General features: G+C 74.2%; 19 protein-coding genes and 1 pseudogene. 11 read left to right on the top strand and 9 right to left on the bottom strand.

Annotated features, from left to right (window positions below; all coding sequences use genetic code 11):
* A pseudogene (locus tag ABD323_RS22385) lies at nt 1-415 on the top strand (flotillin domain-containing protein); the annotation flags it as partial.
* A gap of 113 nt (nt 416-528) precedes the next feature.
* Here the strand turns inward: ABD323_RS22385 and ABD323_RS22380 are convergent.
* From ABD323_RS22380 to ABD323_RS22370, 3 genes are all read right to left on the bottom strand, one after another.
* A complete protein-coding gene (locus tag ABD323_RS22380) occupies nt 529-729 on the bottom strand; it encodes a DUF5326 family protein (protein ID WP_344443666.1) in 201 nt (66 codons plus the stop codon).
* A gap of 201 nt (nt 730-930) precedes the next feature.
* On the bottom strand, nt 931-1,599 hold the full coding sequence (gene tenA, locus ABD323_RS22375; RefSeq protein ID WP_344443664.1) for a thiaminase II: 669 nt from the start codon (nt 1,597-1,599) through the stop codon (nt 931-933).
* A 26-nt stretch (nt 1,600-1,625) separates the two neighbouring features.
* A complete protein-coding gene (locus ABD323_RS22370; protein ID WP_344443662.1) occupies nt 1,626-1,943 on the bottom strand; it encodes a cupin domain-containing protein in 318 nt (105 codons plus the stop codon).
* A gap of 130 nt (nt 1,944-2,073) precedes the next feature.
* Here ABD323_RS22370 and ABD323_RS22365 point away from each other — a divergent pair, with 130 nt between their 5' ends.
* Both ABD323_RS22365 and ABD323_RS22360 read left to right on the top strand, forming a co-directional pair.
* Nucleotides 2,074-2,451, top strand: a complete 378-nt coding sequence (locus ABD323_RS22365) for a phage holin family protein (RefSeq protein WP_344443660.1) — start codon at nt 2,074-2,076, stop codon at nt 2,449-2,451.
* Nucleotides 2,452-2,672: 221 nt separating this feature from the next.
* Nucleotides 2,673-3,215 carry an NUDIX hydrolase gene (locus ABD323_RS22360; protein WP_344443683.1) on the top strand — a complete coding sequence of 181 codons (543 nt, stop codon included), beginning with the start codon at nt 2,673-2,675 and terminating at the stop codon, nt 3,213-3,215.
* A 19-nt stretch (nt 3,216-3,234) separates the two neighbouring features.
* Here the strand turns inward: ABD323_RS22360 and ABD323_RS22355 are convergent, their stop codons facing one another.
* The 4 genes from ABD323_RS22355 to pdhA all read right to left on the bottom strand — a co-directional run bounded on the left by ABD323_RS22355 (nt 3,235) and on the right by pdhA (nt 8,649).
* Nucleotides 3,235-4,662 (bottom strand): globin domain-containing protein, encoded by a 1,428-nt coding sequence (locus tag ABD323_RS22355; RefSeq protein WP_344443658.1) that lies wholly within the window; start codon nt 4,660-4,662, stop codon nt 3,235-3,237.
* A 467-nt stretch (nt 4,663-5,129) separates the two neighbouring features.
* Nucleotides 5,130-6,503 carry a dihydrolipoamide acetyltransferase family protein gene (locus tag ABD323_RS22350; RefSeq protein WP_344443682.1) on the bottom strand — a complete coding sequence of 458 codons (1,374 nt, stop codon included), beginning with the start codon at nt 6,501-6,503 and terminating at the stop codon, nt 5,130-5,132.
* Between the two features lie 5 nt (nt 6,504-6,508).
* Nucleotides 6,509-7,471 carry an alpha-ketoacid dehydrogenase subunit beta gene (locus ABD323_RS22345; protein WP_344443681.1) on the bottom strand — a complete coding sequence of 321 codons (963 nt, stop codon included), beginning with the start codon at nt 7,469-7,471 and terminating at the stop codon, nt 6,509-6,511.
* A gap of 44 nt (nt 7,472-7,515) precedes the next feature.
* Nucleotides 7,516-8,649, bottom strand: a complete 1,134-nt coding sequence (gene pdhA / locus ABD323_RS22340) for a pyruvate dehydrogenase (acetyl-transferring) E1 component subunit alpha (RefSeq protein ID WP_344443656.1) — start codon at nt 8,647-8,649, stop codon at nt 7,516-7,518.
* 182 nt (nt 8,650-8,831) lie between these two features.
* On the opposite strand from pdhA, the gene ABD323_RS22335 reads away from it, so the two are divergent.
* The gene (locus tag ABD323_RS22335; protein WP_344443654.1) at nt 8,832-9,413 is read left to right on the top strand and encodes an Lrp/AsnC family transcriptional regulator; all 582 of its coding nucleotides are present in this window, start codon (nt 8,832-8,834) and stop codon (nt 9,411-9,413) included.
* Nucleotides 9,414-9,481: 68 nt separating this feature from the next.
* Here the strand turns inward: ABD323_RS22335 and ABD323_RS22330 are convergent, their stop codons facing one another.
* Nucleotides 9,482-10,063: a TetR/AcrR family transcriptional regulator gene (locus ABD323_RS22330; protein WP_344443652.1), complete on the bottom strand. Its 582-nt coding sequence runs from the start codon at nt 10,061-10,063 to the stop codon at nt 9,482-9,484.
* Nucleotides 10,064-10,208: 145 nt separating this feature from the next.
* Between ABD323_RS22330 and paaN the strand changes: the two genes are divergently transcribed.
* Both paaN and ABD323_RS22320 read left to right on the top strand, forming a co-directional pair.
* Nucleotides 10,209-11,891: a phenylacetic acid degradation protein PaaN gene (gene paaN / locus ABD323_RS22325; RefSeq protein ID WP_344443650.1), complete on the top strand. Its 1,683-nt coding sequence runs from the start codon at nt 10,209-10,211 to the stop codon at nt 11,889-11,891.
* 379 nt (nt 11,892-12,270) lie between these two features.
* Entirely contained in the window at nt 12,271-13,788 is a 1,518-nt protein-coding gene (locus tag ABD323_RS22320) for an FAD-dependent monooxygenase (protein ID WP_344443649.1), read from the top strand.
* Between the two features lie 9 nt (nt 13,789-13,797).
* On the opposite strand, the gene ABD323_RS22315 is transcribed toward ABD323_RS22320, so the two are convergent.
* Nucleotides 13,798-14,814 carry an EamA family transporter gene (locus tag ABD323_RS22315; RefSeq protein ID WP_344443648.1) on the bottom strand — a complete coding sequence of 339 codons (1,017 nt, stop codon included), beginning with the start codon at nt 14,812-14,814 and terminating at the stop codon, nt 13,798-13,800.
* Nucleotides 14,815-15,071: 257 nt separating this feature from the next.
* On the opposite strand from ABD323_RS22315, the gene ABD323_RS22310 reads away from it, so the two are divergent.
* From ABD323_RS22310 to ABD323_RS22290, 5 genes are all read left to right on the top strand, one after another.
* Nucleotides 15,072-17,492 carry a protease pro-enzyme activation domain-containing protein gene (locus ABD323_RS22310; protein ID WP_344443647.1) on the top strand — a complete coding sequence of 807 codons (2,421 nt, stop codon included), beginning with the start codon at nt 15,072-15,074 and terminating at the stop codon, nt 17,490-17,492.
* A 445-nt stretch (nt 17,493-17,937) separates the two neighbouring features.
* Nucleotides 17,938-18,879, top strand: coding sequence for a hypothetical protein (locus ABD323_RS22305; RefSeq protein ID WP_344443646.1), 942 nt, complete (start codon nt 17,938-17,940; stop codon nt 18,877-18,879).
* A 164-nt stretch (nt 18,880-19,043) separates the two neighbouring features.
* Nucleotides 19,044-19,517, top strand: a complete 474-nt coding sequence (locus tag ABD323_RS22300; protein WP_344443645.1) for an HPP family protein — start codon at nt 19,044-19,046, stop codon at nt 19,515-19,517.
* A 110-nt stretch (nt 19,518-19,627) separates the two neighbouring features.
* On the top strand, nt 19,628-20,101 hold the full coding sequence (locus ABD323_RS22295; RefSeq protein ID WP_344443644.1) for an SAM-dependent methyltransferase: 474 nt from the start codon (nt 19,628-19,630) through the stop codon (nt 20,099-20,101).
* An 83-nt stretch (nt 20,102-20,184) separates the two neighbouring features.
* Nucleotides 20,185-20,961: a TrmH family RNA methyltransferase gene (locus ABD323_RS22290; protein ID WP_344443643.1), complete on the top strand. Its 777-nt coding sequence runs from the start codon at nt 20,185-20,187 to the stop codon at nt 20,959-20,961.
* Nucleotides 20,962-21,071: the final 110 nt, after the last annotated feature.

Genomic DNA, 21,071 nt, shown 5'->3' with positions numbered 1-21,071 from the left:
GCCGGCGCCGGCCGAGGCCAGGGGCCTGGCGGCCGCCGAGGCGGCCAAGGCGCTCGGTCTGGCCGAGGCCGAGGCGATCAAGGCCCGTGCGGCCGCCCTGGCCGAGAACCAGGAGGCCGTGGTCGCCCAGCAGTTGGCCGAGAACTGGCCCGAGATCGTGCGGGCCGGCGCGGAGGCCTTCGGCAACGTCGAGCACATGGTGCTGCTGAACGGCGCCGAGGGGATGGGCGAGATGTTCGCCAAGGCGCTCACCATGGGCGGCACCGGCCTGGGCCTGGCCCGCCAGCTGCTCAGCGCCATGAACACCTCCGGCGAGGGCGCCGGCACCGGGACCGGCGAGGGCGCGACGCCCGGCACGGTGCAGCGCAGGTCCACCGCCCAGGCGATCCCGGTCCAGGGCGACCCGACCGCCTGACCGACCGGCCTGACCGACCGGCCTGACCGATCGGGCACCCGCGGTGCGCACCACGCACAGCGCCCGCCCCCCGCGGTGCGGGGAACGGGCGCCGGAGCGGACTTCGGGGCGGGTCAGCCCTTGGCGGCCTTCTTGACCAGGACCACCACGGCGGCCGCGATGCCCACCACCACCAGGGCCTTGACCGCGAACCAGACCAGCGTGCTGACCACGCTGAAGACGAACCCGATCACGTTGAAGGCGATGATCAGCACCAGGATCGGCACCACGATGTTGCGCACCCACGAGGGCAGCGACTTCCAGAGCTCAGCCATGTCGGTTCCTTCTCTCCCCTCGGGCCGGCCCTCGTTGCCGCATCCCGTCCGCTGTTCGGTACCTCGATCGTACGAGGGCCACCGAGCGGAAACGAAGGGTTCCGGGCCCCGAGAGAACCCGGAGATCCCCCTGAGGGCCGGGTCTCGGGGTTGCCCTTACCGCCCGCTCACACCGCCTGCCCGCACCGCCCGTGCCAGCGGTCAGACCGGCCAGCGCTCGCCCCGCCAGGCGGCGTCCCAGAACATCCACTCGTAGCGCGAGGTGGTGGTGAAGTGCTCGACCGCCCGGCGGCGTTCGGTGGCCGAGAGGTCCTCGCCGAGCCGGTCGGTGAGCTCCAGCACCCGGCGCACCACGGACTGGAACGCCTCGTCGCCGTAGGTCGCGATCCACCGCGCGTAGAGCGGGTCGGGCGAGGACCGGGCCAGCAGCTGCTCGCCGACCCGGGCGTAGATCCAGTAGCAGGGCAGCACCGCGGCGACGGCCTCGGCGAACGACCCGCCGTGGACGGTGGCCAGCAGGTAGCTGGTGTAGGCGCGGGTGGTGGGCAGCACCGGCTCGGCGGCGGCCTGCTCGGCGGTGTCGCCGAAGGCGTCCAGGAACTGCGCGTGCATCCCCTGCTCGGCGGCCAGCGCCCCGATCGCGTCGTCCGCGAAGGCCCGGACCTCGGCCTCGCCCGGCGCCTTGGCGGCGCAGAGCGCCAGCGCGCGGGCGTAGTCGCGCAGGTAGTGCGAGTCCTGCACGACGAAGTGCCGGAACGCGGCGCGCGGCAGGGTCCCGTCGGTCAGGCCGGCCAGGAACGGGTGGTCGAGGATCTGCGCGTAGACCGGCTCGATGGCGGCCCACAGCTCCTCGGTCAGGGTCTGCGTCATGCCCCCGACCCTACGGGTGACGGCTCTCAGCTCTCCGGCGGGGAGAACACCACCAGCACCCGCAGCTCCTCGGTGATGTGGTGGAAGCGGTGCGGCACCCCGGCCGGCACGTACGCCACCGTGCCCCGCCCGACGGTGGTGGTCTCCTCGCCGACCGTCAGGTAGGCCCGGCCGCTGATCACCTGGTAGATCTCGTCCTGCTCGTGCGCGGACTGGGTGTCGACCTGCCCTGGCGCGAGCGCGTAGAGGCCGGCCGACATCCGGCGTTCCTTGAGGAAGCGCAGGTAGGCCCCCTCGCCCGCGGCCCGTTCCGCGTCCAGCTCGTCCAGCCGGAAGACCTTCATCGCCGCTGTTCCCCTTCTGCTCCCGCACATCCGTCCCGGGGCATTCAACACCCTGGCGGGCGGGCGTCGCGGGGCACCTTCCGGCCACCGGAGCTTCCACCAATCGCCCGAGCCTGCCACCATGCCTGCCATGAAGCACTTCGTGGTCAAGACCCTCATCAACGCGGCCGCCATCTGGGTGGCCGCCTGGATCGTCAACGGGATCACCCTGTCCGGCGGCGACTGGCAGCACCAGACGCTGACCGTGATCGGGGTGGCCCTGGTCTTCGGGGTGGTGAACTGGGTGATCAAGCCGGTGGTGAAGTTCTTCTCCTTCCCGCTGTTCATCCTCACCCTGGGGCTGATCACCTTCGTGATCAACGCCCTGATGCTCTGGCTGACCTCCTTCGCCTCGGACAAGCTCAAGCTGGACTTCCACGTCGAGGGCTTCGTGCCCGCGCTGTTCGGTTCACTGATCATCAGCCTGGTCGCCTGGGGCCTGCACCTGGCAGCCGGCGACGAGCGCTGACCGCCCGCCACGACCCACCCGACCGCACCGTGCGAAGGGCCCGCCCGGCCAGGCGGGCCCTTTCGCGTGCCGGGTGGCGGCGGAAGCCACTGCTCCATTTCGGCCACCTGTACGAGTTTCAGCCGCCGCCCGGTGCGGGAGACTCCCGCACAACGCGCCGGTCCGGCTCCCGTCCGGACCTCCCGGAGGTGACCGAGGTGACCGAGGTGCCCACCGCGACCATGGGCCCGCCCCCGACCCCGACCCCGCACCCGCGCCCGGTGGTGAAGCGCACCGCCCGCGCGATCCTGCTGGACCTGCCCGCCGGCGACCCGCACGCCCCGGCCACCCTGATCGTCATCAAGCGCACCCGGCCCGGCAGCAACCCGTACTGGATCACGCCCGGGGGCGGCGTGGAGCCGGGCGACCGCACGGTCACCGACGCGCTGCACCGCGAGGTGGACGAGGAGCTCGGTGGCAAGGTGGTCGACGTGGTGCCCGCCTTCGTGGACACCGTCGCGCACTCGCACCACGAGGACGGCACGCCGCTGCACCCGCACGGCGTGAAGGTGCAGCACTTCTTCGTCTGCCGGCTGGCCTCGATGGACCCCGAGCGGCGACACGGGCCCGAGGTGGACGAGCCGCGCGGCGAGTACGAGATCGTCCGGCTGCCGTTCACCCGCGAGGGAGTCACCGCCGTGAACCTGGTGCCGCCCTCGCTGCGGGCCTACCTGGCCGCCAACATCGAGGGCGTGCGCGCGCTGCTCACCCCCGACCTGGGCTGAGCCGCGCGCGGCGGCCGGCTCAGGCCAGGTCGGCGACCAGGTCGTGGTGGATGTGCTCGGGCCGCACGCCCGAGCGCGCCAGCATCCCCGCCGAGCGGCGCACCATCGCGGCCGGCCCGCTGAGGAACGCCTGGTGCCCGTCCCACGGGCCCAGCTGGGCCACCACGTCCGGCAGCAGTCCGCAGAGCGCGGTCTGCGGACGCACCCGCTCCTCGGAGAGCACCGGGCGCACCGAGAGCCACGGGTGGCGCCGGGCTGCGGCGTGCAGCGCCTCCAGTTCGTAGAGCCCGCCGGCGTGCCGGGCGCCGTAGAAGACCTCGACCCGCCGGCCGGCCGGTCCGTGGGTGGCCACCTCCTCGACCAGGGCGCCGATCGGCGCGATCCCGGTGCCGCCGCCCAGGCAGAGCAGGTGGGCCGGGTCGGCGTGGTCGACGACCATGGCGCCGGCCGGCGGGCCCAGCCGCAGCACGTCCCCGGGCGCCGCCCTGCGGACCAGCGCGTTGCTCACCCAGCCGGTCTCCAACGCCTTGACGTGGAAGGTCAACAGGCCGTCGTGGCGCGGCGCGGTGGCGAACGAGAAGTGCCGCCAGACCCGCGGCCACCAGGGCGTCTCCAGGGAGGTGTACTGCCCGGCCCGGTAGGGGTACGCCTGGTCGGGGCGGACGGTGATCACCGCGACGTCCCGGCCGCGCAGCTGGTGGTCGACCACCTCGGCCTGCCACCAGGCCGGCGAGGTGCGGGCGGCGTCCTCGGCCGCGCCGCTCATGATGCCGGCGATCAGGCCGTAGACCCGGCGCCAGGCCAGCTCGGTCTCGGTGTCCCAGCGGTTGCCGGCGTACCGGGCCAGGGCCGCCACCAGGCACTCCCCGACCGGGGCGTAGTGGCCGCTGAGCGTGCCGTACTTGCGGTGGCCCTGGCCCAGCCGGGTCAGGTAGGCGGTCAGGCCCACCGGGTCGTCCGCGCTGCGGGCGGCCATCAGCAGCGCCCGGAAGAGCCGGTCGCGCTGGACGTCCATGGCCGCCGGGAAGAGCGCGCGGACCTCGGGGTGGTGCAGGAAGATCAACGCGTAGAAGTGCGCGGTGGCCCGGTCGGCGACCGGCTCGACGGCGGCCAGGGTGGCCCGGATCAGGTCCAGGTCGCGCGCGGTCGGCGGCTGCGCGGCGGCCTCGGCCGTGATCGCGGCGGGGGCCGGGGGCAGCACCGCTCCGGGCGGCGCGTCGAGGGTGCCGGCGGCCCAGGCCTGGCTCCACTGGTCGCCGGGGCCGGCCCAGTTGAGGCGCGGGGCCCAGCTGAAGAGCGGCTCGAAGGCGGGCCGCTGCTCACCCGGACCGGCCGGCTCCGGCGCGGGGGCGAAGGGCTGCACGGGGGCGGCAGCGGGTCCGGGCACCGGCACGGGGGTGGGGGCGGGCCCGGCGAACGGGGGGATCGCCGGGGGTTCGGTGGGCATCGGCGGCACCCGCGGACCGGCGGCCGGGCGCAGCGCCGCCGCGCCCGACTCCGAGGCCGTCGGAGCCGGTGCCGACCCTGCCCCCGCCGCCTGGGACACCGCCCCCTGGGACCCCGCCGGGCCCGGGCCCGCACCCGGGGCCGGGGAGCCGGCCATCCCCGGCACCGCCGAGACGCCTGCCGACCCGTGCCCCGAGCGAACGAGGAGTGCGGAGAGCGACTTCACACCAGCCTGACGCGTACTCAAGAGAATCGTTTCGCCTCCGGTCGTCCCAGCAACGCCTTCAGCAGCGTGGCACGCCCGCACAGCTCATCCGACAAATCAAGCGAATGCCGGACGGATGCCCCGCCCACGCGCTAGGCTCGCCCGATTCGCGCGCGGGCGCAGGACGCCCGTCCGGCCGCCTCCTGCTGCCCCGGTCCGACTCCGCGGACGGCTGTCCGACTCCGAGGACGGCGGGCCTGGCCTCAGAGCTGGCGCATCAGCATCCCCGGCTGTTCCACGCAGTCCGCCACGAAGCGCAGGAAGCCGCCCGCCGTACCGCCGTCGCAGACCCGGTGGTCGAAGGTGAAGGACAGCTGGGTGACCTGGCGGACCGCCAACTCCCCCTGGTGCACCCACGGCTTGGCCACGATCCGGCCGACCCCGAGCATCGCCGCCTCCGGGTGGTTGAGGATCGGCGTGGAGCCGTCCACCCCGAAGACGCCGTAGTTGTTGAGCGTGAAGGTGCCGCCGGTCAGGTCGGTGGGGGTGAGCGAGCCCGACCGGGCCGCCGCCGTCAGCCGGCCCAGCTCGGCGCCGAGCTGCTCGGTGGAGAGCAGGTGCGCGTCGCGGACCACCGGGACCACCAGCCCCCGCTCGCTCTGCGCGGCGAAGCCCAGGTGCACCGCGCCGTGCCGGCGCAGCGCGGCGGGCGCACCGGAGGCGTCCAGGTCGACGCTCGCGTTGAGCTCGGGGTGGCGGGCCAGCGCGGCCGTGCAGATCCGGGCGAGCAGCGCGAGCAGGCCCACCCGCGGGCCGCCGCCGCGGTTCATCTGCTCGCGCAGGGCGAGCAGTTCGGTGGCGTCGGCGTCCACCCAGCAGGTCGCGGCCGGGATCTCGTGGTGGCTGCGGGTGAGCTTCTCGGCCACCGTGCGGCGCAGGCCGCGCAGCGGCACCACGTCGGTCGCCGCGACCACCACGGTGCCGGGCGCCGGTGCGGAGACGGCCGCGGGGGCGGGCGCGGGCACCGGCTGGATCGCCCGCTCCACGTCGGCCCGCAGGATCAGCCCGTCGGGGCCGCTGCCGATGAGCCGGGCCAGGTCGACGCCGTGCTCGCGGGCGAGCCGGCGCACCAGCGGCGAGATCACCGCGACCACGGCCGGCGCGAGCGGCGCCGGCGGTTCGGCGAGCGCCACCGGCGCCACCGGAAGCGCCGCGGCCACCGGAGCCGCGGGAGCCGCGGGGCCTGCCGAGCCCGCAGGGCCCGCCGCCACCCGGCGGCGGCGCGATCCCTTCGCGCCCTCGGCCACCCCGTAGCCCACCAGCGGGCGCTCGTTGGCCGCGCCGGCGCCGTCCGCGCCGGTGTCACCCAGCGGCACGACCGTGCCGGGCTCCGGCGCGACCGCGACCGTCACCAGCGGCTGGCCGACCTCGCGCTCCTCGCCGACCTCGCCGTAGCGCGCGGTGACCACCCCGCCGTACGGGCAGGGCACCTCCACCACCGCCTTGGCGGTCTCCACCTCCACCACCGGCTGGTCGACGGCGATCACCTCGCCGACCTCCACCAGCCAGCGCACCACCTCCGCCCCGGTCAGCCCCTCGCCCAGGTCGGGCAGCGTGAACTCGCGCACGATCGGCATCACGCTCACGCCTCCCACTGCAGCTTGGCGACCGCGTCCAGGATCCGGTCCACCCCGGGCAGGTGGTGGTGCTCCAGCATCGGCGGCGGGTAGGGGATGTCGAAGCCGGTCACCCGCAGGACGGGCGCGGCCAGGTGGTGGAAGCACCGCTCCGTGACGCGAGCGGTGATCTCGGCACCGACCCCGCCGAAGCCGGTCGACTCGTGCACCACCACGGCCCGGCCCACCGAGCGGACCACCTCGCAGACCGTCTCGTCGTCGAAGGGCACCAGGCTGCGCAGGTCCAGAACCGCCAGGTCCCAGCCCTCGGCCTTCGCCGCCTCGGCCGCCTCCAGGCAGACCGGCAGCGAGGGCCCGTAGGTGATCAGCACCGCCGAGCGCCCGGGCCGGCGCAGCACCGCCCTGCCCACCGGCGGCACCCCGGCCGCCGGGTCCAGCTCGCCCTTGCCCCAGTAGAGCCGCTTGGGCTCCAGGAAGACCACCGGGTCGTCCGAGGCGATCGAGGCCCGCAGCAGCCCGTAGGCGTCCTCCACGGTCGCCGGGGTGACCACGTGCAGTCCGGGGGTGCCCGCGTAGTAGGCCTCCGAGGAGTCGCTGTGGTGCTCGACCCCGCCGATCCCGCCGCCGTACGGCACCCGCACGGTGATCGGCAGCGGCAGCCGGCCCGCGGTGCGGTTGCGCATCTTGGCCACGTGCGAGACGAGCTGCTCCATCGCCGGGTAGGCGAAGGCGTCGAACTGCATCTCGACCACGGGCCGCAGCCCGTACATCGCCATGCCGATCGCGGTGCCCAGGATGCCCGCCTCGGCGAGCGGGGTGTCCAGGCAGCGGTCCGCGCCGAACTCGGCGGCCAGCCCGTCGGTGATCCGGAAGACGCCGCCGAGCGCGCCGACGTCCTCGCCCAGCAGGTGCACCGCCGGGTCCTCGCGCATCGCGTCGCGCAGGGCCGCGTTGAGCGCCTGCGCCATCGTGCTGGTCCTGCTGCCGGTCGTGGCCGGGGTGGTCAACGTGCTCACCGGTCCGCCTCCGCCGCGAGCTCGGCCGCCAGCTGCTGCGCCTGTTCGCGCAGCTGCGGGGTCGGCTCGGCGTAGACGTGCTCGAAGAGCGTGAACGGGTCGAGCTGCGGTTCGGCGTGGAACTCGGCGCGCATGGTGGCCGCCAGCGCCTCGGCCTGCTCGCCGGCCCGGGCCGCGAACGCGTCGTCCAGCAGCCCGGCGGCGCGCAGGTGGCGCTCCATGAGGGTGATCGGGTCGTGCTCGCGCCAGGCCGCCACCTCGTCCTCCACCCGGTAGCGGGTGGCGTCGTCGGCGTTGGTGTGCGCGTCCAGCCGGTAGGTCAGCGCCTCGATCAGGGTGGGACCGCCACCCGCCCGGGCCCGGTCCACCGCCTCGGTCAGCGCCGCGTGCACGGCCGGCGCGTCGTTGCCGTCCACCAGCCGGCCCGGCATCCCGTAGCCGACCGCCTTGTGGGCCAGGCTGGGCGCGGCGGACTGCCGGGTGAGCGGCACCGAGATGGCGTAGCCGTTGTTCTGCACCAGGAAGACCACCGGGGCGTTCAGCACCGCGGCGAAGTTCAGCGCCTCGTGGAAGTCGCCCTCGCTGGTGCCGCCGTCGCCGAGCATGGCCAGCGCGACCACCCGTTCGCCGCGCAGCCGGGCGGCGTGCGCCAGGCCCACCGCGTGCGGGGCCTGGGTGGCCAGCGGGGTGCAGAGCGGCGCGGTGCGGGTGGCCAGCGGGTCGTAGCCGGTGTGCGCGTTGCCGCGCAGCAGGGTCAGCGCCTGCAGCGGGTCGACCCCGCGGCTGACCACGGCCAGGGTGTCGCGGTAGCTCGGGAAGAGCCAGTCCTGCTCGGCGAGCACCGTGCCGACCGCCACCTGACAGGCCTCCTGGCCGGTCGAGGAGGGGTAGACGGCGAGCCGGCCCTGCTTGGTGAGGGTGGTCGCCTGCTGGTTGTAGCGGCGGCCCACCACCAGGCGGCGGTACAGGTCCAGCAGCAGCGCGGGGTCGCACTTGTCCTGCGCGGGGGTGCCCAGGACGCGCAGCGGGACCTCGTCCGGCAGCAGCGGCGCGGGGTCGGTCCGGGGGCTGGTCGCTCCGGGGAGCCAACCGGGGACCGGCACGGTGGGCCGGTGGTCGAGGACGGTCATCGGGCACCTCCAAGGGGTGGGGAGGGCGGGGCCGCTGCGGGGGACAGCAGGAGGGGATTGCCTCCCAACCGATTGTTCGGTTGTCTTTTCATTGTGGCCACAGCCGAGCGAAGGTGCTGGACAATCGGTCGCCACGGCAGTCGACTGGAAGCAGCACGTCCACCAGGGGAGGGCCGGGGGCCATGGACGCTGAACAAATGGCCGGACGCGGCACGGGCCGCTCCGTGCCGCCGGATCGCGGGAGAACCACCGTCAACCACACACCGGGCCAGCCGCCGCAACCGCCGCAGCCGCCCCAGCCCCCGCAGCAGCCGGCCGAGCGCGGCCTGGACCGGGTGGACCGGGCGATCCTGCGCCTGCTCCAGCAGGACGGACGGGCCTCGGTGCGCTCGGTCGCCGAACGGGTGCACGTCTCGCGCGCCAACGCCTACGCCCGGATCGCCCGGATGATGGAGGACGGCGTGATCCGCGGCTTCACCGCCCGGGTCGACCACGAACGGGCCGGGCAGACCGCCTCCGCCTACGTCACCCTCAAGATCGTCCAGAACTCCTGGCGGACCGTGCGCGAGCGGCTGCTGGAGCTGCCCGGGGTCGCGCACATCGCGCTGGTCGGCGGCGAGTTCGACGTGCTGCTGCTGGTGCACACGGCGGACAACCGGGTGCTGCGCGACCTGGTGCTCGGGAGCATCCAGTCGATCCCCGAGGTGCTCTCCACGCAGACCCTGCTGGTCTTCGAGGAGACCGACCGGGTGCCGCCGACCTGACCCGCCGCGGGGGCGCGGGGTCCCGGGTGCCCCGACGGGCGCGGGGGCGCGGGCGGGCCGCGCCGCCGTCAGGCCCGCAGGCCGTCGAAGGCCAGCCGCACCACGGCGTCCGGCACCCCGTCGGCGCCCGCGGCGCCGGGCCGGTACCACTCCACGATCGAGTTGATCATCCCGAAGAGCAGCCGGGTGGCCAGCCGCGGCTCGACGTCCGCGCGCAGTTCGCCGGCCGCGACGGCCTCCCGCAGCAGCTCGGCCACCCGGTGGTCGAAGTCGCGCCGGCGCTCCAGCGCCCACAGCTCGGTGCCGGTGTTGCCGCGCACCCGCAGCAGCAGGGTCACGTACGGCAGCTCGGCCAGCAGCACCTCGGCGGTGCGCCGCACCACGTGCTCGAGGCGCTCCACCGGCCGGCCCTCGGTGGCGCCCGGCTCCTCCAGGATCCCGAAGAGGCCGTCCAGCGCCCGGCCGACCGCCAGCCGCAGCAGTTCCTCCTTGCCGCGCACGTGGTGGTAGATCGAGGACTTGGAGATCCCGGCGGCCCGCGACAGGTCCTCCATCGAGGTGCCGTCGTACCCGCGGGCGTTGAAGACCTCCACGGTCACCGCGAGCAGCGAGTCGACGGTGTAGGTGGTGCGGATCGTGGAGTCGGCCATGCTCCGAGTATCCCCAACGCGGCCCGGCCGCTCGCCGCCGGGCCCGTCGCCGGGGGCGAGGTGTGCGCGCGCCCTATTGCCCCGACCGATCGTTCGGTTACGCTGGGGCATCCAGCCCCAGTCCTCCCCTTTCGAGGAGCGCCGCATGGCCGCCGTCGACGATCTGATCGAGCGTCACCAGGAAACCCTCTCCCGGGCGCTCACCGCGCTCACCGACCGCGACTACTGGTCGCCGTACCCCGAGTTCCCCAAGGCCTACGGGGAGAGCGGCCCGACCGACGGCAAGGCCGCCTTCGACGGGCTGCTGAACAGCACCTTCGAGCTGCCGGGCCACCCCGCGGCCGGCGACCTGGTCGGCACCGAGGTCTCGCCCTACGGGCTGGAACTGGACATCGCCTACCCGCGCGCCGAGGTCGACGCGCTGCTCGCCGCGGCCAGGGCCGCCGGCCCCGCCTGGGCCGACGCCGGCCCGGCCGCCCGCGCCGCGCTCTGCCTGGAGATCCTGGCCCGGATCAACGCGCGCTCGCACGAGATGGCCAACGCGGTGATGCACACCACCGGCCAGGCCTACGCGATGGCCTTCCAGGCCGGCGGCCCGCACGCCCAGGACCGCGGTCTGGAGGCGGTGGCCTACGCCTACGCCGAGCAGACCCGACTGCCCCGGCAGGCCGGCTGGACCAAGCCGCAGGGCAAGCGCGACCCGCTGGTGCTCAGCAAGGAGTTCATCACCGTGCCGCGCGGCACCGCGCTGGTGATCGGCTGCAACACCTTCCCGACCTGGAACGGCTACCCGGGCCTGTTCGCCTCGCTGGCCACCGGCAACCCCGTCGTGGTCAAGCCGCACCCGCGCGCCGTGCTGCCGCTGGCGCTGACCGTGCGGATCGCCCGCGAGGCGCTCGCCGAGGCCGGCTTCGACCCCAACCTGGTCACCCTGGCCGCCGAGCGCGACCGCGAGGGCATCGCCAAGACCCTCGCGCTGCACCCGGACGTGCGGATCATCGACTACACCGGCTCCACCGAGTTCGGCGACTGGCTCGAGCAGAACGCCACCCAGGCCCTGGTCTACACCGAGAAGGCCGGCGTCAACACCGTGGTCGTCGACTCGACCGACGACTACAAGGGCATGCTCAACAACCTGGCCTTCGCCCTGTCGCTCTACACCGGCCAGATGTGCACCACCCCGCAGAACCTGCTGATCCCGCGCACCGGCGTGCAGACCGACCAGGGCGCCAAGTCCTACGACGAGGTGGTGGCCGACCTCGCGCGCGCCATCGAGGGCCTGCTGGGCGACGACGCCCGGGCCGCCGCGATCCTGGGCGCCGTGGTCAACCCCGCCGTGCTGCAGCGCAGCGCGGCCGCGGCGAGCGGCGAGTACGGCGACATCGCGCTGGCCCCGCGGGTGGTGGAGTCGGCGGAGTTCCCCGGCGCGACCATCCGCACGCCCGCGCTGATCAAGGTGGAGGCGCACAAGCCGGACGACCGCGCGGTCTTCCTCACCGAGTGCTTCGGACCGGTCTTCTTCGCCGTCGCGGTCGACTCCACCGCCGACGCGGTGGACCTGCTGCGCCGCACGGTCAGCGAGCAGGGCGCGATGACCGCCACCGGCTACACCACCTCCCCCGAGGTCGAGCGGCAGCTGGTGCGGGCCTGCCTGGACAGCGGCGTCTGCCTCTCGCTCAACCTGACCGGCGGCGTCTACCCCAACCAGACCGCGGCCTTCTCCGACCTGCACGGCACCGGCGCCAACCCGGCCGCCAACGCCGCCTACACCGACGCCGCGTTCGTGGCCAACCGGTTCCGCGTGGTGGAGGTCCGCCGCCCGGCCTGACAGGGCCGGGGTCCGGGCCGCCCGGCGGCCTGAGCCCGCACAGCACCAACCCCCGGTCGCGGTCCGCCCGGTTCGAGTCCTCACTCACCGGGCGGACCGCCCCAAACCGACCCGGCTCCGCTCCGGGTGGGCCCGTCCGACCCCCGGGCCCACCCGGTTCGGCCACCCCCGCACCCGCACCCGCGGGGCCCGGCCGGGCCGCACGGATCGGGGCCGTCAGCGCGCGCCCCGCACGCGCCACACGCGCTGCTCGCGCCCCGCGCGGCGAGCGATCCCGGTGCGAGAGATTCACAGCACCGCACCGGCCCGCGATGATGGGAAGCTGAACGGGGGCCGTGTCCGCCCCCTCAGCAGCGCCGAGCGAGCCGGGGAGATGGCCATGAGCGACCAGGTGACCGAGTCCGACGTGGTGATCGTCGGCGGGGGACCGACCGGCCTGCTGCTGGCAGGCGACCTGGCCACCGCCGGCCTTCGGGTGAGCGTCCTGGAGAAGCGCGGCAAGGAGTCCAACCTCACCCGGGCCTTCACCGTGCACGCCCGCACCCTGGAGCAGCTGGACGCCCGGGGCCTGGCCGACGAACTGATCGGCACCGGCACCACGCTGGCCGAGCTGCGCCTCTTCGGCCGGCTGCGGATCGACCTCGCCACGCTGCCCAGCCGCTTCCCCTTCGTCCTGGTCACCCCCCAGTCGCAGACCGAACGACTGCTGCTGGAGCGGGCGGTGAAGGCCGGCGCGGTCCTGCTGCGCGACCACCGGCTGACCGGGCTGCGCCAGGACGCCGAGGGCGTCACCCTGCAGGCCGAGACCGAGCAGGGCACGGTCACCCACCGGGCGCGCTACGTGGTGGGCACCGACGGCGTCCGCAGCACGGTGCGCGAGCTGCTCGGCATCCCCTACCCGGGCGAGTCGGTGGTCAGCTCCGTGCTGCTCGCGGACGTCCGCCTCGAGCGCGCGCCCACCGACGTGATCACCGCCGGCGCCACCCAGGACGGCTTCGGCTTCCTCGCCCCGTTCGGCGACGGCTGGTACCGGGTGATCGCCTGGGACCGCACCCGCCAACTGCCCGACGACGCACCGGTGGAACTCGACGAGATCGCCGACATCACCCGCCGCACGCTGGGCGTCGACTACGGCCTGCACGACGCCCGCTGGATGTCGCGCTTCCACAGCGACGAGCGCCAGGTGCCGCGCTACCGCGACGGGCGGGTGCTGCTCGCCGGGGACGCGGCGCACTGCCACTCGCCCGCCGGCGGCCAGGGCATGAACACCGGGCTGCAGGACGCCGCCAACCTCAGCTGGAAGCTGGCCGCGGTGGTCAACGGCTGGGCACCCGAGAGCCTGTTGGACAGCTACCACGACGAGCGTCACCCGGTCGGCCGCTCGGTGCTGCGCAGCTCCGGCGCGCTGATCCGGCTCGCCCTGGCGCAGACCGCGGCCACCCGGGCGCTGCGCTCGGTGGTCGGCGCCCTGGCCGACGCGGTCACCCCGCTGGTCGCGCGCGGCGCCCGGACCGTCTCCGGCATCGGCATCAGCTACCCCGCGCGCCCCGGCTCGCACCCGCTGGCCGGCCACCGGATCCCGGACCTGCGGCTCGCCGCGGACGGCCCGGGCCGGCCCAGCCGGCTCCACGAGGCGCTGCGCGAGGGGAAGTTCGTCCTGATCAGCGCGGACGAGCGGGCCCCGGGAGCGCCGTTCAGCGGCCTGGAGCCGGCCGTCACCGAGCCCTGGGCGGACCGCCTGGTGCACGCCGCGCCCGCCGACCCGCACGGCAAACTGCGCGCCACCGTCCTGCTGGTGCGCCCCGACGGCTACGCGGCCTGGGCCGCCGCCGACCCCAGCCGCAGCGAACTGCGCGCCGCGCTCACGCACTGGCTGGGGGAGGGCGAGGACTCCTGAGGCCCCGGCCTAGAGCCCGGCCGGGTGCCGGCGTCGGCCCTGGGGTCGGGTGCGGTCACCCGGCAGATCGCCGGACCGGGCACCCGCCCGAGCACCCGACCGATCACCCGCCACCGCCCGTTCGGCACGTGGCGCGGTGACGCCCCACACCACGGCGGCGGCCACCAGCAGCGCCCCCAGCACGCCCGGCGCGGTCAACTCGGCGGTGCCCAGCAGCGGGCCCGCCAGCAGGGCGCCCAGCGGTAGCAGGCCGACGAAGAGCCCGGTCCGCTCGACCCCGAGCAGCTCCACCGCGGAGTACCACAGGACGAACGCCAGCGAGGTGACCACCAGCGCCAGGTAGGCCAGCGCGGGCAGTTCGGCCCCGCCGGGCAGCCGCAGCGCGGCGCGGCCCTCCACCGCCAGGGCGCCCGCGCCGGTCAGCAGCGCGGTGGCCAGGCAGGCCAGCGCGGAGAGCCGCAGCGGCCCCAGCAGTGCCAGCAACTCGACCGCGAGCAGCGAGAAGCAGCACTCGCAGCCGAGTGCGCCGGCCGCCCAGAGCAGGCCGGTGGGGGTCGCCGAGCCGGCCGAGCGCGCCACCGCCAGGCCCACGCTGACCAGGACGGCCGCACCGAGCAGGCGCGAATGCGGGCGCCGACGGTCGGTCAGCGGGTCCAGCACAGGACCGAGCAGGGCGAGCAGCACCGGCGAGGCGCCCACCACGGTGCCGACCGCCGCGGGGTCGGCACCGCGCACCGCGTGCAGCAGGCAGAGGTTGAAGCCGGCCATCCCGGTGGCCGCGAGCAGCAGGATCCGGCCCCACTGACGCACCGTCAGCACGCCCCACGAGCGGCTGCTCGCCCGCTGGTCGCGACCCCGCCGGCAGAGCGCCAGCAGGACCAGCGCGGCCACCAGGTAGCGCCAGAACTGCCCTGCCAGCAAAGGGAAGTGGGAGATCAACGGGCTGACCGCGGCCGAGCTGCCGGCCGCCAGGGTGGCGGCGCCGGCGCTGAGGGCACCGCGGGCCGCGGGGATGCGATTCGCCATGCCCCGACCCTAGGGACGAGCCCCCCGCGGCGGACCAGACCACTTCGCACCCGGATGCCCGGACCACCCATTCACTGTATGGAAAAGGCTCTATTCAGTTCAATCGGCCGACATCCACACTTGACTGTTATTTAGTCAGACATTGCCAGACCTTGGGTCAATTCCCAGAGAATTTCTGGGATGTTCATCCAAGCGTTTTCGACCCCGGAACGCGTAGCCCCTGCCGGCCATGCACGCCGGCCAGAGGAGGAGTCCAGGTGCGTCCCCGCCCTCTCGCTCTCGCAGCCGCCATAGCCCTGCTGCCCCTGTCCGCGGTCTCCCTGGGCATCACCACCGCCCAGGCCGCGGAGACCCCCAACGTCTCCACCTCGCGCGTCGCGCTGCCCAACACCGTGACCCCCGCGGTCGCGCACTCGCAGAAGCAGGGTGACGTCCCCGCAGCGCAGCAGATCTCGGTGGCCGTCAGCCTCAAGCTGCGCAACACCGCGGACCTGGACAAGTTCCTGGCGGACGTGGCCAACCCGCACTCGGCCAGCTACGGCCAGTACCTGACGCCGGAGCAGTTCACCGCCCGCTACGCGCCGACCCAGGCCGACGTCGACCACGTGGTCGCGTTCCTGAAGGCCCAGGGTCTGACCGCCACGGTCAGCGCCAACCGCCAGGTCGTCGACGCCAAGGGCACCAACGCCCAGATCGCGCAGGCCTTCGGCACCCACGAGAGCGCGTACTACGACGCCTCCAAGTCCCGCGCGTACTTCGCCAACGACAACGCCGCCACGCTGCCGGCCGACGTCGCGGCGATCGTCCAGGGCGTCTCCGGCCTGAACAACGAGACCGTGCGCACCGCGCGGCTCGCCAAGCCGAACGCCTCGGCCCCGATGGCGACCCCCAGCGGCTACGGCCCGGCCCAGTACGACGGCGCCTACAACCTGAACAAGGTCGGCGCGGACGGCACCGGCGTCAAGGTGGCGCTCTGGGAGTTCGACGGCTACAAGTCGTCCAACCTCACCACCTACGACACCCAGTTCGGCCTCTCCGGCCCGACGGTCACCACCGTCCCGGTCGACGGCCAGAACTACGACAGCGCCCCCGGTGAGGGTCAGGGCGAGGTCGAGCTGGACAGCGAGATCGTGCGCGGCGTGGCCCCCAAGGCCACCCAGCTGGTCTACGAGGCCCCGAACTCGGACCAGGGCGAGATCGACATGGCCGCCAAGATCGTGGCGGACAACCAGGTCTCGGTCATCTCGATCTCGTGGGGCGGCTGCGAGCCCGACACCACGCAGTCCTCGATGACCGCGGTCGACAACTCCTTCAAGCAGGCCGCCGCCCAGGGCATCTCGGTCTTCTCCGCCTCCGGTGACGACGGCTCGCGCGACTGCACCCGCTCCACCAGCGGCTCCTCGGTCAAGTCGGTCGACTTCCCGGCCTCGGACACCTACGTGACCGGCGTCGGCGGCACCAACCTGGCGCTGTCGGGCAACACCTACTCCTCGGAGAGCGCCTGGAGCACCGCCGGCGGCGGCGTCTCCACCGTGTTCAGCAAGCCGAGCTGGCAGACCGGCACGGGCGTGACGGGCACCATGCGCACCGTCCCGGACGTGTCCTCCAACGCCGACCCGAACAGCGGCTTCGCCATCTACACCCAGGGCACCAGCAGCCCCGGCTGGCAGGTCTACGGTGGCACCAGCGCCGCCGCCCCGCTGTGGTCCGGCTACACCGCGCTCTTCAACCAGAAGGCCAAGGCCGCCGCCAAGCCGAACCTGGGCCAGGCCAACCCGGCGCTGTACGCGATCGCCAACAGCACCAACTACGGCACCACGTTCCACGACGTGAAGACCGGCAAGAACCAGGACTTCTCCACCAAGACCGGCTACGACCAGGTCACCGGCTGGGGCTCCCCGGTCGCCGACGCGCTGACCACCGCCCTGCTCGGCGGCACCTCGACCGGTGGCAACACCGTGACGGTGACCAACCCCGGCAACCAGAGCGGCAAGGTCGGCACCGCCGTCTCCCTGCAGCTCGCCGGTTCTGACAGCGCCTCGGGCCAGACCCTGACCTACTCGGCCACCGGTCTGCCGGCGGGCCTGTCGATCAGCGCCTCCGGCCTGATCTCCGGCACCCCGACCGCGGCCACCACCGCCACGGTCACGGTCACGGCCACCGACGGCACCGGTGCCACCGGCACCGCCAACTTCACCTTCACCGTCACCACCGGCTCCACCGGCTGCACCCCGGCCCAGCTGCTCGGCAACGCCGGCTTCGAGACCGGCACCGCCGCCCCCTGGACCACCAGCGCCGGCGTCGTCGACAACAGCTCCTCCGAGGCCGCCCACAGCGGTTCCTGGAAGGCCTGGATGGACGGCTACGGCAGCGCCCACACGGACACCGTCTCGCAGGCCGTCACCATCCCGGCCGGCTGCAAGGCGACCTTCAGCTTCTGGCTGCACGTGGACACCGCCGAGACCGGCAGCACCGCGTACGACAAGCTGACCGTGACCGCCAACGGCACCACGGTGAAGAGCTTCTCCAACGTGAACGCCGGCACCGGCTTCACCCAGCAGACGGTGGACCTGTCGTCCTACGCCGGCCAGACCGTCACCCTGAAGTTCACCGGCGTCGAGGACTCCTCGCTGCAGACCAGCTTCGTCATCGACGACACCGCGGTCAACGTCGGCTGAGACTGAGCGTTATTGCCCGGTAGCTCGCTGACACCGAAAAGCGAATAATCCCAGGTGATGAGACATCCCGCCGGTATCGGGCCACCGCCCGATACCGGCGGGATTGTTGCATTCGCGTTTCGCCGGTTTGGAGATCGGGGGAACTTCCGTGAAGTTCATTTGTCGTGACCACTGTCATACTGCGCGGTAGATGACGTAGCCTCTGCTCCGTGCGTAAGGTTCCTCCAGCCCGGTGACGCCCCCACAGTCGCCATCGGGCCGGTCCCGCCGAAATCGGCTGGTGGGGAAGGTTATCCGCATGGGCTCGCAATACCCGCAGAACACCGGACATCTCCGGTTGGTCGAGCAGCAGCCGATCCATTCGGGCGCGCTGCGAGTCCAACCTGTCGACCCGACATCCCTTCGACCAGCGACCGGCCTCCGGACCGGGGGGCCCCAACCCCCCTTGCCCTCGGTCTGCCCCGCCGCCGACCCGGTCGGCGAAATCGCCATTCCCACGGGCAGTTTCGCCGAGACCCTGCACAGTGCCATCGAGGCCAGCGGACTCAGCCTCGACCGGATACGAACAGAGCTGGGCAAACAGGGCGTCAAAATCAGCATCACCACCATCAGTTACTGGCGGCGCGGCCGCAGCCAGCCGGAGCGCGCCTCCTCGGTGCGCGCCGTCGCCCTGCTGGAGGAGCTGCTCGGCCTGCCCGGCAGCACCCTCTCCGGGCTGCTCGGTCCGCCCCGCCCGCGCGGCCGCTGGGTCGCCAACGCCACCCACGACAGCCTCCCGCTGGCCGAGATCTGGCCCGAGGAGGAGCGGGTCGCCGAGGTCTTCGCGGAGCTGGACGCGCCGCCGATCGGCGAACTGGAGCGCTTGAGCATCCACGACGCCTACTACATCGACGGTCAGCGTCAGGGGCACCTGTTGAGGATGCGTCAGGTGGTGCGGGCGACGGTGGCCGGCGTCTCCCGCTGCCTGGTGGTGCACAAGGCCGACGAGGACGCCTCCGGCTGCCCGGAGATCACCTCCGTGCGGCACGCCCGGCTCGGCCGGGTGCGACGCCGCCCGGAGATCGGCCTGCTGGTCGCCGAGCTGCTGCTGGACCGCCCGCTGGGCCTGGGCGACAGCACGGTCTTCGAGTACGAGGTGGAGATCCCCCCGGGCGGCCCGACCACCGTCTACGGCCGGCGCTTCGCCGTGCCGGTGCGCGAGTACGTGCTCCAGGTGCACTTCGACCCGGTCGCCGTGCCACCGCACTGCGAGCGCTACGAACGCGACCCCGGCGCCGAGCACGACCGGCTGCGCCAGCGGCTGTGGATCGGCGCCTCGGCCAGCGCCCACGTGCTGGCCACCGAGCAGCAGCCCGGCCAGACCGGGATCCGCTGGGAGTGGGACTAGGGCCTCTCCCCGACGTGCCCCCCGCGCCGGTCCGAGCCGGCCCTGAGGGCCGCTCCGGTGCCGGGGGCAAGTCTTGTGCCCGGCAGGCAAGTGGGCCGAGCCGCGGCCACCTCGGTGGCTAGCCTCGCAGGTCAACCCCCCTTGACCCAGGCAGGAGCACCCGGATGGCCTCGTCGCGTCCCCACCCGCTGACCGCACTGCACGCGAGCGGCTTCGCCGTCGGAGCCCTGCTCCTGCTGGTCGGGGTCGGCGTCCTGCTGGGCGAGCCGCTGCTGATCCCGCCGCTGGCCGCCAGCGCGGCGCTGGTGCACGGCGCGCCCGGACTGCCGATCTCCCAGCCGCGCAACCTGGTCGGCGGGCACCTGCTCGCCGCGCTGATCGGCTTCGCGGTGCTGGCCGTGACCGGGCGCTCGACCTGGGGCGCGGCGGTGGCCGGCGGCCTCGCGCTGGGCGCCACGCTGCTCACCCACCTCTCGCACTCACCGGCCGCCGCCACGGCGGTGGTCGTGGTGCTGCAGGGCCCGGGCCTGGCCCCCTTCCTGCCGCTGCTGGTGCTCGCCACCCTGCTGCTGGTGGCCATCGGCGCCCTGCACGGCCGGCTCGGCGGCTCCGCGGTGCGCTATCCACTCTCCTGGTAGCCCGCTCTCCTGGTAGCCCGCTCACCCGGGAGCCCGCCCGCCCGTGCACCGGCCGGCCGGCCGCGAGAGGATCGTGGCCGACCGACGTCCCGACACATCCCGGGGGAACCATGGAGACCGACGCGACCGTACGACTGCTCCCGATCGGCCAGGTGCACGGCGGCCGCCTCGAGCCGGTGGACGACGACTGGGACCCGGTGACCGCCGTGATCCGCCTGGACCCCGCGCAGTTCGACGAGCAGGCGCTGCGCGGCCTGGAGGCCTTCAGCCACCTGGAGGTGGTCTTCCACTTCCACCGCGTGCCGCCGGAGAGGATCGAGACCACCGCGCGCCGCCCGCGCGGCAACCCCGACTGGCCCGAGGTCGGCATCTTCGCGCAGCGCGGCAAGAACCGCCCCAACCGGCTGGGGGTCTCGCGCTGCCGGCTGCTGGCCGTGGACGGCCTGGACCTGCGGGTGCGTGGCCTGGACGCGGTGGACGGCACCCCGGTGCTCGATCTCAAGCCGTGGATGGACGAGTTCGGCCCGCGCGGCGCGACCGGCCAGCCGGCCTGGGCCACCGAGCTGATGCGCTCGTACTACTGAGACCGGCCGCCGTCGTCCCGGCCGGCGCCGACGGCCCACCGGCCGGGGCCGGAGCGGACGGCTCGTCATGTGAGAGTGGTGCCATGACAGACCATGACGCCCCGGCGGGCGCGGCGGCCCGCTGGCGAGCGAGCGCGCAGCTCCCGGACACCGTGCTGATCGACGGGTTCCACGCGCTGAAGCACACCCTGCGGTTCGGCGGCGAGCTGCGCCTGGTGCTCACCGCGGACCCGGCGGGCCTGGCCGCCCGGGCCGGACAGCTCGCGCCGGACGTGGCCGGCGCCGTCACCGCCGCCGCCGTGGAGGTGCCCGCGGCCGTGCTGCGCGAGCTCGTCCCGCGCCCGCACCCGACCGCGGTCGCGGCGCTCGCGGTCCGGCCGGCCGGGTCGCAGGTCACCGAGCGCCTGCGGGCGCTGCCCCGGGCGACCCCGGTGGTGGTGCTGGACAACCCGCGCAACCTGGGCAACATCGGCGCGGTGGTCCGGCTGGCGGCCGGTTTCGGCGCCACCGGCGTGGTCACCACCGGCTCGGTGGACCCCTGGCACCCGCAGGTGGTGCGGGCCGGCGCCGGCCTGCACTTCGCGACCTCGGTGGCCCGGCTCGGCGCCGACGAGCTGCCGCCGGGCCCGCGCTACGTGCTGGACCCCGAGGGCGCCGACATCCGCTCGGTGCGGCTGCCCGACGACGCGCTGCTGGTCTTCGGCTCCGAGCGGCACGGCCTCTCGCCCGAACTGCGGGCCGGCGCCGACGCCCTGCTGGCGATCCCGATGCGCCCACAGGTCTCCAGCTTCAACCTGGCCACCTCGGTCGGCATGGCGCTCTTCCACTGGATGTCGCAGACCCCGCCGGCCACCCCCTGACCCACCGTCGGCCCGCCCGCACCGCCGCACCGCCGCGCGGCCCGCACCGCCGGCCCGCCCGCACCCGTCAGGCCGTCGCCGGGCCGCCCTCGGGCCGCCCCGCCCGCCCC

This window comes from Kitasatospora nipponensis (genome assembly GCF_039528135.1).
GTDB classification, from domain to species: domain Bacteria; phylum Actinomycetota; class Actinomycetes; order Streptomycetales; family Streptomycetaceae; genus Kitasatospora; species Kitasatospora nipponensis.
The sequence above is the reverse complement of the archived record's forward strand: the minus strand, read 5'-3'. Positions and strand labels throughout refer to the sequence as shown.